Below are 17,275 nucleotides of genomic sequence, written 5' to 3'. Positions count from 1 at the left end.
GTCCCCTAGGTTGGGCGTCATGGATCTGCTTCATTCCCCGCTGCACGACCGTCACGTGGCCCTCGGGGCCAAGCTCGCCGAGTTCGGGGGCTGGGAGATGCCGCTGGAGTATGCCGGCGGGGGAGTGCTGGCCGAGCACAAGGCCGTCCGCGACGGCGTGGGCCTGTTCGACGTCAGCCACCTCGGCAAGGCACTGGTTCGTGGCACCGGCGCGGCCGCGCTCGTCAACGCCTCGTTCACCAACGACCTCGCTCGCATCGAGCCGGGCAAGGCCCAGTACACGCTGTGCTGCGACGAGGACGGTGGCACGGTCGACGACCTCATCGCCTACCTGCGCAGCGACTTCGAGGTCTTCCTGATCCCCAACGCCGCCAACACCGCCGCGGTCGTGGAACGGCTCCAGGCCGCCGCGCCCGAGGGTGTCGAGGTCGTCGACCAGCACCGCGACTTCGCCGTGCTGGCGATCCAGGGTCCGTCGAGCGACGAGGTGCTGCAGGCGCTCGACCTGCCGGTCGACCACGAGTACATGTCGTTCGCCGACGCGACGATCGCCGGAGCGTCCATCACGGTGTGCCGCACCGGCTACACCGGTGAGCGGGGCTACGAGCTCGTCGTGCCGGCCGCGTCCGCGGGCGAGGTGTGGGACGCGGTGCTGGCCGCGGGCGAGCCGTTCGGCATCCGTGCCTGTGGCCTCGGTGCCCGCGACACCCTGCGCACCGAGATGGGCTACCCGCTGCACGGGCACGAGCTCTCGGCCGAGATCAGCCCGGTCATGGCCCGCGCGGGATGGGCCGTCGGCTGGAAGAAGCCGGCGTTCTGGGGCAAGGAGGCGCTCGAGACGCAGCGCGCCGAGAAGACGGTGCGCACGCTGCGCGGTCTGCTGGCGCAGGGACGCGGCATCCCGCGGCCCGGCATGACGGTCGCGGACGCCGACGGCGACGTCCTGGGCGAGATCACCTCGGGCACGTTCTCGCCGACCCTGCGCCAGGGCATTGCGCTTGCGCTGCTCGACCAGGGCGTCGAGGATGGCGCCACCGTCGTCGTGGACGTGCGCGGCCGTTCCGAGTCGTTCACGGTGACCAAGCCGCCGTTCGTGCAACCGTCGACCAAGGAGTCATGACCGTGACCTGGACCTGGACCTTCGAGACATCCTCTGGCGACGTGACCGGCCGCTCGGAGACCTTCGAGAGCCGCGGCGACGCGGAGTCGTGGGTCGGCGAGGCCTTCGGCGACCTGCTCGAGCAGGGCATCGACCAGGTGCGCCTGTTCGACGGCGAGTCCGAGATCTACGGCCCGATGTCGCTGCATCCCGACTCGTAGGGGCACCACCCCTTCAGCCAGCAACGCCCTTTGAGCTCGTCGAAAGGCCCTTTCGACAGCTCAAGGGGCTGTAGACCTCAAGGGGCTGTGGGCGTCAAAGGGCGTTAGCGCGTCAGCGGTAGTGCGTGCCGAGCGTCTCGCCGCGCTTGACCTGCGGCTTCGGCAGCCGGAAGCGGCGCAGCTGCGTGCTGCGCAGCACGGCGTACGAGGTCGAGCCCTTGACGTTGTCGGGGCCGAAGCGCTCCCTGAGCTCGCGCTTGAGGCCGCGCACCAGGATGACCTCGTCGAGGATCGTGCCGACGATCAGGAACGGGTAGACGAAGGCCGTGAGCACCGTGGTCGCCTGGTCGCTGATGTTGCCGGCGACGGCGAACAGCACGAGCAGGATGACGAGGAACGGCAGCAGGTACTCGGCGAAGTTGCGGCGCCGGTCGACGTAGTCGCGCACGAAACGGCGCACGGGGCCCTGCTCGCGGGCCGGCAGGTAGCGCTCGTCTCCGGTCTTGAGGGCGTCGCGCTGCTTGACCCGGATCTCCTCGCGGACGGCCCGGTCGCGCTTGGCCTGCTCCTTGCGGGTCATGGGGGTCTTCATCTGCTTCTTGCGTGCAGCTTCGGCCTCCTTGCGACTGGGTGTCGGACGACCCTTGCCTGCTTCTGTCTCATCAGCCACCCGCGACACCCTACCCGTAGGCTTGAGACCATGAGCATCGGTGATCGCGTCTCGAAGTGGTGGGGATCGCGGCGGTCCGGGGGCGACGACGCAGGTGCGCTCAAGGATCGTCTCGACCAGACGTATCGCACCCAGACCGGGCTCCTGCAGCAGGTCCTGCGCGGGGTAGCCGACGTCTCCACGAGTCGCAAGCGCGTCGACCTGCAGCTCGCCCAGCTGGCCCAGCAGACGGCCCAGCTCGACCAGCAGGCCAAGGACGCCGTCGCGGCGGGTCGTGACGACGACGCGCGGGCCGTGCTGACCCGCAAGGTGACGCTCGAGGCGACGGCGTCCGACCTGCAGGCGCAGCGCGACGACCTGCTGGCCGAGGAGCGCAAGCTTGAGCTGTCGGCCGACCGCATTCGCCAGGACGTCGAGAGCTTCCGCGTCCGCAAGGACACCCTGTCGGCCCGTCACACCGCGGCATCGGCGCGTGCCGAGATCAGCAGCGCGACGAACGGCATCAACTCCACTGTCAGCGAGGTCGGGCAGGCCATGGAGGCCGCCGACCGTCGCACCCGCGAGATGGAGGCCAAGGCAGACGCCGTCGACGAGCTCGTGGCCGAGGGCGTCGTCGGCACGGCGGGGGAGTCGGCCGACGCCGCGCTGGCCCGACAGTTCGACGCGGCGCTCGACGGCACCGAGGTCGACCGCCAGCTCGAGCAGATCACGCACGACCAGCAGACCACCCAGGAGGACCCCGATGGCCCGAAGCAGGTTTAAGACCGACCGCGGCCTGTCGCTGCGCATGGGTGGCGTGAGCCTCGGACTCGGCGCGCTCTACCTCCTGTTCGCGGCGGTTCTTTACCAGACACCTCTGGGAGCCATCGGCTTCATCGTGGTCCTCGCCATGGCGTGGGGACAGTGGTACTTCTCCGACTCGTTGGCCTTGAAGTCGATGCGGGCCCAGGTGGTCGAGCCGCACCAGGCCCCAGAGCTGCACGCCATGATCGACCGTCTCTGCGTCCTGGCCGACATGCCCAAGCCCCGGGTGGCGATCGCCGTCACCGACATGCCCAACGCATTCGCGACTGGACGCACTCCCAGCCACTCGGCCGTCTGCGTCACGACCGGCATCATGCAGCGCCTCGACGCCGACGAGCTGGAGGGCGTCCTGGCCCACGAGCTCTCGCACGTCGCCAACCGCGACGTCACGGTCATGACGGTCGCCTCGTCGATCGGCCTGCTCGCGGGCTTCATCACGCGCTACGGCATGTACTTCGGCGGGATGTTCAGCGGAGGACGCGACCGCAACAACAACAACGGTGGGCCGGCGTTCATCGTGGTGTTCCTCGTCAGCCTCGTGGTCTACGCCATCAGCTTCGTGCTCATCAGGGGCCTCTCGCGCTACCGCGAGCTCAGCGCTGATCGCAGCGGTGCCTACATGACCGGCCGTCCGTCCAAGCTGTCGTCGGCGCTCGTCAAGATCTCCGGCGACATGTCGCGCATCCCCAACAGCGACCTGCGCGAGAGCCAGGCCATGAGCGCGTTCTTCTTCGCGCCCGCGATCAGCCGCGAGTCGATCGGCGCTCTGTTCTCGACGCACCCGCCGCTGCAGCAGCGCCTCGACCAGCTGGCCAAGGTCAGCGCCGAGCTGTCCGAGCAGGGCTGAGGCCGAGATGGGCTTCTTCGACGGCATCCTCGGGCGCTCCAAGCCGCCGCAGGCCGATCTCGACGTGCTGTTCTCGGTGCCGCAAGCGGTCATCTCGATGCAGCTCGAGGGATTCGTCCCGACCGGGTCGGGATCGGTGTGCTTCCGCGACATGGAGGGCCAGGCCGACGACGCCGTGATGGCCGACGCCGAGCAGATCATCACGTCCTCCCCGGGCTCGACCGTCGCCCGCAGCGACGACCGGTTCGGCTTCCACTGGCTCACCGTGACCCGCACCGACGCCGACGTGTCGGGGCTCGTGACCGATCTCCACGCGGTCAACAGCTCGCTCGCCGATGCCGGCTTCGGCACCGCGCTGTTGTGCTCGACGTTCGGATTCACGAGCCCCGCCGGTCGGCCCGTGGGGCTGGTCTACCTCTACAAGCGGGGCACGTTCTACCCGTTCGCACCCGAGACTGACGAGCGCCGCGACAACGCCCTCGAGCTGCAGCTGCGCGGGGTCATCGCGGGCGACGTGCCGGTCGAGCCCGACCTCACCAAGTGGCTCGCGATCTGGGGCGCGCCCGGCCTGGCCTGAGCCGCTGTCGTCGCCGGTCGGGGGATAGGTTGGTGACGTGAGCCTCGACGATCTCTCCCGTGACCAGGTGCAGTCCCTCCTCGACGAGCAGACGGCCGCGCACAGCGCCCTGAAGCAGCGGGGCCTCAAGCTCGATCTCACCCGCGGCAAGCCATCGCCCGAGCAGCTGGATCTCTCCAACGAGCTCCTGACGCTGCCCGGCGACGACTTCCGCGACGCAGGTGGCGTCGACACGCGCAACTACGGCGGGCTGACCGGTCTGACGGAGATCCGCGAGATCTTCGCGCCGATCATGCAGGTGCCGGTCGAGCAGGTCGTCGCCGGCGACAACGCGAGCCTGGCCATGATGCACGACAACCTCGTGTTCGCCCTGTTCCACGGCGTCCCGGGCTCCGAGCAGCCGTGGGGCGTCGAGGAGTCGGTCAAGTTCATCTGCCCGGCACCGGGGTACGACCGCCACTTCGCGCTGCTCGAGGAGTACGGCATCGAGATGGTGACGGTGCCGCTCAATGACGACGGCCCCGACGTCGACGCCGTCCGCGAGGCCGTCAAGGACCCGTCGGTCAAGGGCATGTGGCTCGTCCCGACGTACAGCAACCCCACCGGCTCCGTCGTCAGCGAGGCGGTCGCCGCCGAGCTCGCCGCCCTCGAGACCGCGGCACCCGACTTCCGGATCTTCTGGGACAACGCATACGCGGTGCACCACCTCACCGAGCAGCAGACCAAGACCGCCGACATTCTCGGCCTGTGCTCTGCCTCGGGCCACCCCGACCGTCCCGTGATCTTCGCCTCGACGTCGAAGATCACGTTCGCCGGCTCGGGCGTCTGCTTCCTCGGCAGCTCGGCCGACAACATCGCCTGGTACCTCTCGCACCTGGGCAAGCGGACGATCGGACCCGACAAGGTCAACCAGCTGCGGCACGCCCGCTACCTCAAGGACGTCGACGGCGTCCACGCCCTCATGGCTGGCCACCGCGACATCCTGGCCCCCAAGTTCGAGGCCGTCGTCTCGATCCTGCACGACCGGCTCGCGCCCTACGGCGTCGCGAGCTGGACCGAGCCGAAGGGCGGCTACTTCGTCAGTCTCGACGTCGTCGACGGCACGGCGTCGCGCGTCATCGAGCTGACCCGCGAGGCCGGCGTCGCCATGACCCCGGCAGGGGCGGCGTTCCCGTACGGCGACGACCCGCGCGACCGCAACATCCGCATCGCCCCGTCGTACCCCTCGCCCGACGAGCTCGCGGTCGCGATCGACGTGCTCGCCACGAGCGTCCTGATCGCCGCGGCCGAGCAGGTCCTGGCGGGCTAGGTCGGCCCGGCGTGAAGATCCTCGTCGCCCCCGACTCGTTCGGGGGGACGTTGACGGCGCCGGCAGCGGCTGCCGCGATCATCGAGGGCTGGGGCAGGCACGCCCCCGACGACGTGCTGACCGCCGCGGCGATGGCCGACGGCGGTCCGGGCTTCGTCGACGTCCTGCACGCCGCGACCGGCGGTGAGCTCGCGGTCGTCACGGTGCGCGGGCCGCTGGGCGACGCCGTGCCGGTCACGGTGCTGCACCTCGACGGCACGGCCTACGTCGAGAGCGCCCAGGCGTGCGGTCTCCACCTGGCCGATCCACGCGACCCGCTCAACGCCTCGACGTTCGGGGTGGGGCAGGCCGTCGCCGCCGCCATCGACGCGGGAGCTCGCCGCGTGGTCGTGGGGCTCGGCGGCAGCGCGACCAACGACGGGGGAGCGGGGCTGCTCGCAGCGCTCGGAGCGACCGCCGACGTCGCCCTCGACGCCGGGCCCGCGGCCCTCGCGGACGTCACGCGCGTCGACCTGTCCGGAGCCTTGGCACGCCTCGACGGCGTCGAGCTCGTGATCGCCGCAGACGTCGACGTGACCCTGCTCGGCATGTTCGGGGCCACCAAGACGTTCGGCCCGCAGAAGGGCCTCACCGACGACCAGATCATCCAGGTCGACGGCTGGCTCGACCGCTTCGTCGTCGCCGTGTGCGGGTCCACGCCTGCCGACCGCCGACCGGCCGACGCTCCGGGGGCCGGAGCCGCCGGAGGGCTGGGCTTCGCGCTGATGCTGCTCGGCGGCACCGTCGTATCCGGCATCGAGCTGGTCGCCGAGACCGTCGGCCTCACGGCTCGCGCCGGCGACCACGACCTCGTCGTGACCGGCGAGGGCACCTACGACTTCTCGTCACGGGCCGGCAAGGTCGTCCACGGGGTGGCGGCGGTGGCTGCTGCGGCCGCGCGGCCGTGCATCGTCCTGGCCGGGCAGGTGCTCGTCGGCTCGCGGGAGATGCGCGCCATGGGGGTCGAGTCGGCCTACGGCGTCACCGAGCGGGTCGACGTCGACGCGTCCATGGCCGAGCCGGCTCGGCACCTCGCCGACCTGGCCGAGCGCGTCGCCCGCACGTGGTCGCCGCGACGACTGGGCTGACGGCGTACGATGGAATGGAATCGTCGCGGCGCACGTTGACCTGAGCGACGAGTCCAGACCAGACCTTCGGGAGTTCACATGACAGTCGAGACCGAGACCACCACCGAGGCACCCACCGGTGTCAGCCTCAGCGACGGAGCTGCCGAGAAGGTCGCGAGCCTGCTGGCCCAGGAGGGACGCGACGATCTCGCGCTGCGCATCGCCGTCCAGCCCGGCGGCTGCTCCGGCCTCCGCTACCAGCTGTTCTTCGACGAGCGCTCGCTCGACGGCGACCAGACGTTCGGCTTCGGCGGCGTCAACGTCGTCGTCGACCGCATGAGCCTGCCGTACCTCGGCGGCGCGACGATCGACTTCGTCGACACGATCGAGAAGCAGGGCTTCACGATCGACAACCCGGCGGCCACCGGCTCCTGCGCCTGCGGCGACTCGTTCCACTAGACCTTCACGGCTGCCGGCTCCGCCGGCTCCTGTCCTGCGTCGGTCGAAGACCGGCGGGATAGTGAAGGCCGCCGGTCGGGTTACGGCCTGACGCCCAGAGATTCCTCACACGACGCCCTCCTGCACAGCAGGAGGGCGTTGTCTATGGTGTGTGGGTGCACCTCGCCATCACCGGTTCGATCGCCACCGATCACCTCATGACCTTCCCGGGCAAGTTCGTCGACTCGTTGGTCCCCGACCAGCTCGACAAGATCTCGCTGTCATTCCTCGTCGATGATCTCGACGTCCGGCGCGGCGGGTGCGGTGCCAACATCGCCTTCGCCCTCGCCAAGCTCGGCCACCGCGCCCTGCTGGTCGGTGCCGTCGGCCGCGACTTCGAGACCGAGTACCGCGGCTGGCTCGACGCCGCCGGTGTCGACACCAGCGGCGTGCTGGTCTCCGAGACCCGCCACACGGCGCGCTTCGTGTGCACGACCGACACCGAGCTCGCCCAGTTCGCGACGTTCTACGCCGGTGCCATGGCCGAGTCCCGCGACATCGACCTGCTCGCAGTCGGCTCCGACTACGACCTCGTGCTGATCGGCCCCGACGACCCCGAGGGCATGCTCCGTCACACCAGCACCTGCCGCGACCAGGGCATTCCGTTCGCGGCCGATCCCTCGCAGCAGCTCGCGTGGGCCGAGGGCGATGTCATCCGCGAGCTCATCGACGGCGCCACCTACCTGTTCAGCAACGACTACGAGGCGTCGCTGATCCAGCAGAAGACCGGCTGGAGCGCCGACGACGTCCGCTCGCACGTCGGCACCCAGGTCATCACGCGCGGCAAGGACGGCGTCACGGTGCTGCCGGCCGACGGTGCCCCGGTCGAGGTCAAGGCGATCCAGGGCGTCGTCGCGGTCGACCCCACCGGCGTCGGCGACAGCTTCCGGGCGGGCTTCCTGGCCGGCATCGCAGCCGACCTCGGCTTCGAGCGCTCCGCGCAGATCGGCTGCACGATCGCGGCCAGCGTCGTCGAGACGACGGGCACGCAGGAGTACGTCCTGGAGCGCAAGGCCTTCCTCGCGCGGCTGGGCGCTGCCTACGGCGACGAGGCCCGTGCCGAGGTCGACGCAGCGCTCTCGCTGGGCTGATCCCTGGGTTGACCGTCGGGGTGGCGGGCCGGTCGACGACTCGCCCCCCGGTCAGGCAGCCCTCACCGCTCCACGCACGCGCGCCTGAAGTAAGGTGTGGACGTGTCATCTCGTGACAGTCATGGTTCAGAAAGGCGCCCCGTGGGTCGGATGAAATTGGCGGTTCTGTTCGTTGCCGCCCTCGCTTTGAGTGGGTGCGCACCGGATGCTGACTCGGATCTGGCGCGTCTCGCGCTGCCGGTCGGCAGCACCGACCGCACCCAGGACATCTGGGAGCTGTGGCTCGGCGCATGGATCGCGGTCCTCGTGATCTTCCTGCTCGTCTTCGGCCTCATCGTGTACGCGATGATCCGCTACCGCCGCCGCAGCGACGACGAGATCCCGGCGCAGGTCCGCTACAACCTGCCGATCGAGGCGCTGTACACCTTCGCGCCCGTCATCATCGTCGCGGTGTTCTTCTTCCACACCGTCACGTCGCAGAACAACGTGCTCGAGCGCGTCGACAACCCCGATCACACGATCGAGGTCGTCGGCAGCAAGTGGCAGTGGGCCTTCAACTACATGGACGAGGACGCGACCCAGGGTCAGGACGTCTACGACTACGGCACGCCCCAGGAGCCGGCCGAGCTGTGGCTCCCGGTGGGCGAGTCGGTCCGGTTCAAGCTGAAGTCGCCCGACGTCATCCACTCGTTCTGGATCCCCGAGTTCTACTTCAAGATGGACGTCGTGCCCGGCAAGGTCAACACGTTCGACCTGTCGCCGACGCGTGAGGGCACCTTCACGGGCCGCTGCGCAGAGCTGTGCGGTCTCTATCACTCCCGCATGATCTTCAAGGTCAACGTCGTGTCGCCGGAGAAGTACGCCGCGCACCTCGACGATCTCGAGAAGGCCGGGCAGATCGGAGCACCCCAGGGTGCCAAGGAAGCCAACGAGATCGCAGGTCTCCGCGGTGAAGACAAGAGCGGCGACGTCGCCGGTGTCCAGGGAGACGGGTCAGGCAAGAGCTGATGGTTGACGCAACAGCAGCATTCGACGACGGGTCGACCAATGTCCGTGCAGGAGTCCGCGAGCGGACCCTGGGACAGAAGGTCGTCACGGTCCTCACGACGACCGACCACAAGGTCATCGGCAACATGTACCTGGTCACGTCGTTCGCCTTCTTCATCATCGGCGGCATCCTCGCCCTGATGATCCGTGCCGAGCTGGCTCAGCCGGGCACGCAGTTCGTCGACGACGAGACCTACAACCAGCTGTTCACGATGCACGGCACGATCATGCTGCTGATGTTCGCGACTCCGCTGTTCTTCGGCTTCGGCAACGCGATCATGCCTCTGCAGATCGGTGCGCCCGACGTCGCGTTCCCGCGCCTCAACATGTTCAGCTACTGGCTGTACCTGTTCGGCAGCACGATCGTCGTCTCCGGCTTCTTCGTGCCCGGTGGTGCCGCGAGCTTCGGCTGGTTCGCCTACGCGCCGCTCAGCGATGCGGTCAACTCACCGGGCATCGGCGGTGACCTGTGGGTCATGGGCCTGTGGATGTCGGGCCTCGGCACGATCCTCGGTGGCGTCAACTTCATCACCACGATCTTCACGATGCGCGCCCCCGGCATGACGATGTTCCGCATGCCGATCTTCGTCTGGAACACGCTGGTCACGAGCATGCTCGTGCTGATCGCGTTCCCGATCTTCGCCGCGGCGCTGCTGTCGCTCGAGGCCGATCGCCGACTGGGTGCCCACGTGTTCGACGCCGCCAACGGCGGACCGATCCTGTGGCAGCACCTGTTCTGGTTCTTCGGGCACCCCGAGGTCTACATCATCGCGCTGCCGTTCTTCGGCATCATCACCGAGATCCTGCCCGTCTTCAGCCGCAAGCCGATCTTCGGCTACGTCGGCCTGGTCGGCGCGACCCTGATGATCGCGGCGCTGTCGGTCGCGGTGTGGGCCCACCACATGTTCGTGACGGGTTCGGTCGACCTCGCGTTCTTCTCGTTCATGACGTTCCTGATCGCGGTGCCGACAGGAGTCAAGTTCTTCAACTGGATCGGCACGTTGTGGGGCGGATCCCTGTCCTTCGACACCCCGCTGATCTTCTCGCTGGGCTTCTTGACGACCTTCCTCTTCGGTGGTCTGACGGGCGTCATCCTGGCCTCGCCGACGCTCGACTTCCAGCTGTCCGACAGCTACTTCGTGGTCGCGCACTTCCACTACGTCGTGTTCGGCACCGTCGTGTTCGCGATGTTCGCGGGCTTCTATTTCTGGTGGCCCAAGCTCACGGGTCGCATGCTCGACGAGAAGCTCGGCAAGATCCACTTCTGGCTGCTGTTCATCGGCTTCCACCTGACGTTCCTCGTGCAGCACTGGCTCGGCGTCGAGGGCTTCCCGCGTCGCTACGCCGACTACGGCCCGGGTGACGGCTTCACGACGCTCAACGAGATCTCGTCGATCGGTGCGTTCCTGCTGGGCGCGTCGACCCTGCCGTTCTTCTTCAACGTCTGGAAGTCCCGCAAGGCTCCGCTGGTCGGACTCGACGACCCGTGGGGCTGGGGACGCTCGCTGGAGTGGGCGACCTCCTCGCCTCCGCCGCGCCACAACTTCACCTCGCTGCCGCGCATCCGGTCCGAGAGCCCAGCTTTCGACCTGCACCACCCCGAGATCGCGGCGCTCGAGCTGGCGCACAACCCCGGTGAGGACTCGATCTTCGCCGATGCTCCCGATGTGAGCGGCAAGGGCGAAGCCATCAAAGATGCGAAGGGTGACCACTGATCCATGAAGGCCGAGACCTGGACCATCTTGTCGTGCGGAATCTTCTTCGCACTGATCGCGCCCGTCTACTGGGTGCTGACCAAGGACCCGACCGGCACCACCGCACTGGTCATGACGACCCTGCTGTGCGTGCTGCTGGGGTTCTACCTCGGCGTCGTCGCCAAGCAGATTCCCGATCGTCCCGAGGATCGCAGCGACGGCGAGATCGCCGACGGTGCCGGTGAGCAGGGCTTCTTCCCGCCCTACAGCTGGTGGCCGCTGTTCTGCGCCGCGGCCCTCGCGGTCTGCGTTCTCGGTGTCGTCATCGGCTGGTGGCTGTTCATCATCGGCTGCGGCATAGGTGCCGTGATGGTGTGCGGCTGGATCTTCGAGTACTACCGCGGCATCCACGCGCACTGAGCTGCACCTGACACACGCCAGCGGGCGGCACGCATCCTCCGGGATCGTGCCGCCCGCTTCGTCGTGTCGCTAACGTGCGCGATGCAGATGGACCCGCCACGTAAACTGTCGGAGTGAAGCACCTTCGTCTCCCCGTCGCGCTGATCTGCGCCACGATGATCGCCCTGTCGTCCTGCTCGATCAAGGACGCCAAGGACGCCGTGACGCCCGATGACGGCGGTCTCGACAGCATCAGCCTGACGCCCAACGTCGCCGACGGAGCATCCGACGTGAAGGTCAGCACCTTCGTCAAGGTGCTGGCCGAGGACGGCACGGTGTCGTCGGCGATGCTCACCACGGCCGATGGCAGCGGCGCGATCGAGGGCAAGGTCACCGACAACGGCTGGCGTGCCAACAGCCGGCTCGAGCCCGGCACCGCGTACCAGCTCTCGGTGACCGGCACGGGCGAGGACGGCAAGGCGGCCACCGTGACCCGCGCGTTCACGACCCAGGCGCTGACTCTCGACCAGCAGACCTACCCGGCCGTGGCTCCGCTGCAGGGCGAGACCGTCGGCGTCGGCATGCCTGTCATCGTGACGTTCGATCTGCCGGTCAAGAACCGTGCCCTGTACGAGAAGTACATGAAGGTCACGACCGACAACGGCGTCACGGGATCCTGGACGTGGTTCAGCGACAACGAGGCGCACTTCAGGCCTGAGCAGTACTGGCCTGCCAACACCAAGGTCAACGTGCGCCTCAACCTCAACAGCCTGCCCGCCGGCAACGGCGTGTACGGACAGCAGGACCAGGACATCAGCTTCCAGGTCGGCCAGAAGGTCGTCACCAAGGTCGACGTCGGCAAGCACGAGTTGACCTACACGGTCAACGACAAGCCTGAGCGGACGATGCCGGTGACCACCGGCGACGACCAGCACCGCACGCGCGAAGGCGTCAAGGTCATCATGGAGAAGTTCTCCTCGGTCGACATGGACGCCGCGACGACCGGCGTCGACTCCGAGGACCCCGGCTACTACAACATCTCCGACGTGCGGTGGGCGATGCGCCTGACCAACTCGGGGGAGTTCATCCACGCCGCTCCGTGGTCAGTCGGCTCGCAAGGCCGCGACAACGTCAGCCACGGCTGCACCGGCATGAGCACGGCCGACGCCAAGTGGCTGTACGACCGCTCTCGCCGGGGTGACGTCGTCGAGTACGTCGACAGCCCGCGTCCGCTCGAGGACCGCAACGGCTGGACCGACTGGAACGTCCCGTGGTCGACGTGGACGGCCGGTTCCGCCCTCCAGGCCGCAGCGGCCTCCGCCGCCGAGCAGCCCGCTACCGACGCCGGCGTCGTCGACTGACGCTCCTGGTCTCGTCCGAGGTCCCACCGGGGACGTCATCACGGTGGTGCTGTCCTAGGTACCGATGTGATGACGTCCCCGGTCGCTACTTGGGACGTCATCACAGTGGTGCTGACGTAGGTACTGATGTGATGACGTCCCCTCCGACGGTGTCGCCTGCGGGATCCCCGTCGATCGAGACTGCGCCACACACATGACAGCGCCCCCGTCAGCCGAGGCTGACGGGGGCGCTGAGGCGGTGCAGGTCGATCAGTGGACCCGGGGGACACCCGTCTCCGAGACGCCCTGGAACTCGTCACCCAGCTCGACGGGGTGACCGTCGATCTCACCGAGGTGCTCCTCGGCGTGGTGGACGTCCTCGACCGTCGGCTTGTCGAGCGTGTCGCGGTAGTACTTCGTCTGCAACCAGGACCGCACCTTCTCCTTGCGGGAGTGAGGGGCAGCGACGCCGTTCTCGTCCGTCTCGGCCGGAGCCTCGAGAACGGGCACGCGATCATGGGCAGTCAGGGTGTACTGCTGACCAGCCGGCAGGGGAGCGTGGCGCTCCGAGAAGCCACCGTCGGGCGACCGCTCGATGACGCCGGTCTCGTAGCCGTGCAGGATGCGGTTGGCGTCCGCACGCTGCAGTCCGATGCAGATCCGCTTGGTGATCATGAACGCGATGACCGGGAAGACGAAGAAGCCGACCCGGAAGATGTTCGTCAGCGTGTAGATGTCCATGTGGAACTTGGTGGCGATGATGTCGTTGCCGCCCGCGGCCCAGGCCACGCCGTACGCCGTCATTCCGGCGACGCCGATGGCAGTGCGGAACGGGGCGTTGCGCGGACGCTGCAGCAGGTGGTGGTCACGCTTGTCGCCGGTGATCCACTGCTCGATGAACGGCCAGGCACCCAGCACCACGAACAGCCCAGTCAGGCCACCCACGGCGGGGATGAAGACGTTCCAGCTCCAGGTGTAGTTGAAGAACGTGCTCTCCCAGCCCGGCATCAGGCGGACCAGGCCCTCGGAGAAGCCCATGTACCAGTCGGGCTGCGAACCGGCGGTGACCTCGGACGGGTTGTACGGCCCGTAGACCCACACCGGGTTGATCTGCAGCAGGGCACCCATGAGCGCCGTGAAGCCGAAGACGACGAAGAAGAAGCCGCCGGCCTTGGCCGCATAGACGGGGAGCATGGGGTAGCCGACCACGTTCTGCTCGGTGCGTCCGGGCCCAGGCCACTGCGTGTGCTTGTGGTAGACGAGCAGCAGCATGTGGGCGCCGATCAGTCCCAGGAGAATCGCCGGGATGAGCAGGATGTGCGCCATGTAGAGGCGGGGAATGATCTCGTCGCCGGGGAACTCGCCGCCGAAGATGAAGAACTCGAGGTACGAGCCGACCAGCGGGATCGAACGGATCAGGCCGTCGACGAACCGCAGGCCCGTTCCGGACAGGAGGTCGTCGGGAAGGGAGTACCCGGCGAAGCCTTCGACCAGACCCAGCGAGAAGAGCCCGACACCGATCAGCCAGTTGATCTCGCGCGGCTTGCGGTAGGCGCCCGTGAAGAACACGCGGAGCATGTGGGCGATCATCGCGGCGATGAACAGGGCTGCCGCCCAGTGGTGGATCTGCCGGATCAGCAGGCCGCCGCGGATGTCGAACGAGATGTCGAGCGTCGACTTGTACGCCTGGGACATCTCGAGGCCGTTGAACGGCAGGTAGGAGCCGTGGTACTCGACCTCGGTCATGCTGGGCTGGAACCAGAACGTCAGGAAGACGCCCGTCAGCAGCAGGACGACGAAGCTCCACAGCGCGATCTCACCGAGCATGAACGACCAGTGCTCGGGGAACACCTTGCGGAGGTTCTTCTTGGCCACTCCGGCGAGGCCGAGGCGGTCATCGAGCCAGCCCACCGGACCGGCTGCCTTCTTGCCAACACCTGTCTGCTCGATCGGTGTGTACTGCTCAGTGGTGCTCATGACTTATTGTCCAACTTCTTCTGGTCACGCGCGAGTTCTGGATAGCTCGGCGCGACGATCTCGGGGAAGTCGCTCATGGCGATGAGGTAGCCCTCGTCGTCGACGCCCAGCGGCAGCTGCGGGAGCGGACGGTGGGCAGGCCCGAAGATGACCTTGCCGTTGTCGCCGAGGTCGAAGGTCGACTGGTGGCAGGGGCACAGCAGGTGGTGCGTCTGCTGCTCCCACAGGCTGATCGGGCAGCCGACGTGCGTGCAGATCTTGGAGAAGCACAGGATGCCGTCGACGCCCCAGTTCTCGCGGCCCTTGGACGGTGTGACGTCCTCGGGGCGCATGCGGACGACGATGATCGACGCCTTCGACTTGACCTGCAGCAGCTCGGTGCCGTGCAGGACGGCCTCGCCGTCGGCGTCGGTCTCGTAGACGATCGCGGGCTGGCCGTTGACCAGCTGGCCGACCTGCATGTCGGAGGGCTTGATCGGGGTGCCGGTGACGTCGTTGACCAAGCGCATGCCCTTCTTCCAGACCGTCTCGCGCTGGGAGTGGGGGAGCGGTCCGAGGTCGCGCAGCAGCACGACGGCCGGCAGGCCCAGCAGGGCCATCGAGCCCAGCAGGCTGTTGCGGATCATGGGACGCCGTCCGAAGCCCGACTCCTCGATGCCTGCGTTGATGTCCTTCATGACCGCGACGCGGTCCTCCTCGGACGAGGCCGAGGGGTGCCGCATCTCGACCATCTCGTGATCGCCCATGAGCTTCTTGGCCCACTGGATGATGCCGACGCCGACGAGCAGCAGTCCGCCGCCCAGGGTCATGCCGAACGCGAAGTTCTGCGCGGACCAGCCGAGGAAGGTGTCGTCGATGTCGATCAGGAAGTAGGCGAAGCAGAATCCCAGGAAGAGCAGACCGGCGACGCGGAACATCCAGGCGATCTGACGCTCGGTGCGCTTGGCCTGCGACTCGTCGACGTCCTGCGGGCGGAACTGGTGCTCGGCCAGACCCGGGTCCTTGATGGGCTCGGTGTCGGGGATCGGCTGCAGCTCGTCGCTCATGACTTCCTCTTCTTCACTCTCGCCCCGTGCGCACCGATCCAGATGGATGCGATGACCAGGCCGCCGATGCCGATGATCCAGGTGAACATGCCGTCGACCACGGGGCCGAGGCCACCGCCGCCGAGACCGCCGTAGTTGGGCTGGCCCTGGACCTGCTTGACGTACGCGATGATGTTGCGCTTGTCCTCAGGCGTGATGACGTCGTCGGAGAACACGGGCATCTGCTGCGGGCCGGTGATCATGGCCTCGGCGATGTGCTTCTCGCTGACGCCCTTGAGGGACGGGGCGTACTTGCCGCCCGGCATGGCGCCGCCGGCACCCACCGAGTTGTGGCACGCCGTGCAGTTGGCACGGAACAGCTCGCCGCCCTCGCGGACGTCGTCGACGTTGGCCTTGTCGATGTCGGTGTACTCACCGTCGGGGATGGCCGGTCCGGGGGCCAGCGACGCGATGTAGGCCGCCAGCTGGCGGGTCTCCTCGGCGGAGTACTCAGGCGTCTTGGCCGGGGCCTGAGGCGCGGTCTGCGCCATCGGCATGCGGCCGGTGCCGACCTGGAAGTCGACGGAGGCAGCGCCCACGCCGATCAGGGACGGGCCGTAGTTCTTGCCGCGCTGCGTCTCGATGCCGGTGGCGTTCTTGCCGTGGCAGCTCGCGCATCCGATCTGGAACAGCTTCTGCCCGGCCTCGACGTCGTTGGCCGTGACCTCCTGCGCCTCCGCGGGCTTGGGGGCGAACGCGTAGTAAGCGCCGCCGGCGATCACGAGCCCGAGCAAGAGCGCGACGAATCCGGCGAGTGGATGCCGGCGTCTGGTGGACAGTTTCCGCACCGCGGACCTCATTCCTGGAAGTGGAGCCAGCGTACCTTTCGGCACGCCGAAGTTCTGGAGTCAGGCAAGCCTTAGGGGCCCGCCCGGGGGTGGCTACTTGATGAGGTAGATCGTGGCGAAGAGCCCGACCCACACGATGTCGACGAAGTGCCAGTAGTACGACACGACGATCGCCGAGATCGCCTGCTCGTGCGTGAACTTGCGGGCCGCGAAGGTGCGGCCGATCACGAGCAGGAAGGCGAGCAGGCCGCCGATCACGTGGATGCCGTGGAACCCGGTGGCGAGGTAGAAGAGGCTGCCGTAGGGCGAGCTGGGGATCGTGATGCCCTCGCGGACGAGCTCGGCGTACTCGGTGGCCTGGCCGCCGATGAAGATCGCGCCCATCAGGTATGTGAGGACGAACCACTCACGCATGCCCCACAGGCTGATCTGGAACAGCTTGCCGGAGCGCCCGGCCTTGCCGCGCTCGGCGGCGAACACGCCGAACTGGCAGGTCACCGACGAGAGCACGAGGATCGTGGTGTTCGCCGTCGCGAAGGGGACGTTGAGCACCTCCGTCTCCTGGGCCCACAGCTCGGGGGAGATGTTGCGGATCGTGAAGTACGCCGCGAACAGTCCGGCGAAGAACATGAGCTCGCTGGACAGCCAGACGATGGTTCCCACCGTGACCATCGAGGGACGGCCTTCCTGGCCGTGGAGGCGGGAAGCGGGAATCACCGAGGT

Annotated in this window: 18 protein-coding genes; 13 read left to right on the top strand and 5 right to left on the bottom strand. The window is 67.9% G+C overall.

Annotated elements, in window-relative coordinates:
• The first annotated feature begins 19 nt into the window (after nt 1-19).
• Both gcvT and JOF40_RS17600 read left to right on the top strand, forming a co-directional pair.
• A complete protein-coding gene (gene gcvT, locus JOF40_RS17605) occupies nt 20-1,120 on the top strand; it encodes a glycine cleavage system aminomethyltransferase GcvT (RefSeq protein ID WP_245343157.1) in 1,101 nt (366 codons plus the stop codon).
• A 2-nt stretch (nt 1,121-1,122) separates the two neighbouring features.
• Nucleotides 1,123-1,320 (top strand): hypothetical protein, encoded by a 198-nt coding sequence (locus JOF40_RS17600; protein WP_209674690.1) that lies wholly within the window; start codon nt 1,123-1,125, stop codon nt 1,318-1,320.
• A gap of 112 nt (nt 1,321-1,432) precedes the next feature.
• Here JOF40_RS17600 and JOF40_RS17595 read toward each other — a convergent pair whose 3' ends face one another.
• On the bottom strand, nt 1,433-1,990 hold the full coding sequence (locus JOF40_RS17595) for a DUF3043 domain-containing protein (protein ID WP_246152833.1): 558 nt from the start codon (nt 1,988-1,990) through the stop codon (nt 1,433-1,435).
• Between the two features lie 30 nt (nt 1,991-2,020).
• On the opposite strand from JOF40_RS17595, the gene JOF40_RS17590 reads away from it, so the two are divergent.
• The 11 genes from JOF40_RS17590 to JOF40_RS17540 all read left to right on the top strand — a co-directional run bounded on the left by JOF40_RS17590 (nt 2,021) and on the right by JOF40_RS17540 (nt 12,723).
• Nucleotides 2,021-2,752: a PspA/IM30 family protein gene (locus JOF40_RS17590; RefSeq protein WP_129182269.1), complete on the top strand. Its 732-nt coding sequence runs from the start codon at nt 2,021-2,023 to the stop codon at nt 2,750-2,752.
• On the top strand, nt 2,733-3,641 hold the full coding sequence (gene htpX / locus JOF40_RS17585; protein ID WP_129182266.1) for a zinc metalloprotease HtpX: 909 nt from the start codon (nt 2,733-2,735) through the stop codon (nt 3,639-3,641). The genes JOF40_RS17590 and htpX overlap by 20 nt, the downstream gene beginning before the upstream one ends.
• A gap of 7 nt (nt 3,642-3,648) precedes the next feature.
• On the top strand, nt 3,649-4,218 hold the full coding sequence (gene pspAB, locus JOF40_RS17580) for a PspA-associated protein PspAB (RefSeq protein ID WP_129182264.1): 570 nt from the start codon (nt 3,649-3,651) through the stop codon (nt 4,216-4,218).
• A 37-nt stretch (nt 4,219-4,255) separates the two neighbouring features.
• On the top strand, nt 4,256-5,527 hold the full coding sequence (locus JOF40_RS17575; protein ID WP_129182262.1) for an aspartate aminotransferase type Ic: 1,272 nt from the start codon (nt 4,256-4,258) through the stop codon (nt 5,525-5,527).
• A gap of 11 nt (nt 5,528-5,538) precedes the next feature.
• Complete coding sequence (locus tag JOF40_RS17570; RefSeq protein ID WP_129182260.1) at nt 5,539-6,654, top strand: glycerate kinase family protein; 1,116 nt, start codon at nt 5,539-5,541, stop codon at nt 6,652-6,654.
• A gap of 78 nt (nt 6,655-6,732) precedes the next feature.
• Nucleotides 6,733-7,092 (top strand): HesB/IscA family protein, encoded by a 360-nt coding sequence (locus JOF40_RS17565; protein ID WP_129182258.1) that lies wholly within the window; start codon nt 6,733-6,735, stop codon nt 7,090-7,092.
• A gap of 155 nt (nt 7,093-7,247) precedes the next feature.
• Nucleotides 7,248-8,222, top strand: coding sequence for a carbohydrate kinase family protein (locus JOF40_RS17560; RefSeq protein WP_129182256.1), 975 nt, complete (start codon nt 7,248-7,250; stop codon nt 8,220-8,222).
• 150 nt (nt 8,223-8,372) lie between these two features.
• Complete coding sequence (gene ctaC / locus JOF40_RS17555; RefSeq protein ID WP_129182254.1) at nt 8,373-9,230, top strand: aa3-type cytochrome oxidase subunit II; 858 nt, start codon at nt 8,373-8,375, stop codon at nt 9,228-9,230.
• Nucleotides 9,230-10,984: an aa3-type cytochrome oxidase subunit I gene (gene ctaD, locus JOF40_RS17550; protein ID WP_129182252.1), complete on the top strand. Its 1,755-nt coding sequence runs from the start codon at nt 9,230-9,232 to the stop codon at nt 10,982-10,984. Before ctaC ends, ctaD begins: the two co-directional genes overlap by 1 nt.
• Before the next feature lie 3 nt (nt 10,985-10,987).
• Complete coding sequence (locus JOF40_RS17545; protein ID WP_129182250.1) at nt 10,988-11,383, top strand: cytochrome c oxidase subunit 4; 396 nt, start codon at nt 10,988-10,990, stop codon at nt 11,381-11,383.
• Nucleotides 11,384-11,496: 113 nt separating this feature from the next.
• Nucleotides 11,497-12,723, top strand: coding sequence for a L,D-transpeptidase (locus JOF40_RS17540; RefSeq protein ID WP_129182248.1), 1,227 nt, complete (start codon nt 11,497-11,499; stop codon nt 12,721-12,723).
• Between the two features lie 249 nt (nt 12,724-12,972).
• Here the strand turns inward: JOF40_RS17540 and qcrB are convergent, their stop codons facing one another.
• From qcrB to ctaE, 4 genes are all read right to left on the bottom strand, one after another.
• Nucleotides 12,973-14,679, bottom strand: a complete 1,707-nt coding sequence (gene qcrB, locus JOF40_RS17535) for a cytochrome bc1 complex cytochrome b subunit (RefSeq protein WP_129182246.1) — start codon at nt 14,677-14,679, stop codon at nt 12,973-12,975.
• A complete protein-coding gene (qcrA, locus tag JOF40_RS17530) occupies nt 14,676-15,725 on the bottom strand; it encodes a cytochrome bc1 complex Rieske iron-sulfur subunit (protein ID WP_129182244.1) in 1,050 nt (349 codons plus the stop codon). The genes qcrB and qcrA overlap by 4 nt, the downstream gene beginning before the upstream one ends.
• Entirely contained in the window at nt 15,722-16,552 is an 831-nt protein-coding gene (gene qcrC, locus JOF40_RS17525; RefSeq protein ID WP_129182242.1) for a cytochrome bc1 complex diheme cytochrome c subunit, read from the bottom strand. Before qcrC ends, qcrA begins: the two co-directional genes overlap by 4 nt.
• A 93-nt stretch (nt 16,553-16,645) precedes the next feature.
• Nucleotides 16,646-17,269 carry an aa3-type cytochrome oxidase subunit III gene (gene ctaE / locus JOF40_RS17520; RefSeq protein WP_443597893.1) on the bottom strand — a complete coding sequence of 208 codons (624 nt, stop codon included), beginning with the start codon at nt 17,267-17,269 and terminating at the stop codon, nt 16,646-16,648.
• Nucleotides 17,270-17,275 lie beyond the last annotated feature (6 nt).

The sequence above is a fragment of the Aeromicrobium fastidiosum genome (assembly GCF_017876595.1).
GTDB lineage: Bacteria > Actinomycetota > Actinomycetes > Propionibacteriales > Nocardioidaceae > Aeromicrobium > Aeromicrobium fastidiosum.
The sequence above is the reverse complement of the archived record's forward strand: the minus strand, read 5'-3'. Positions and strand labels throughout refer to the sequence as shown.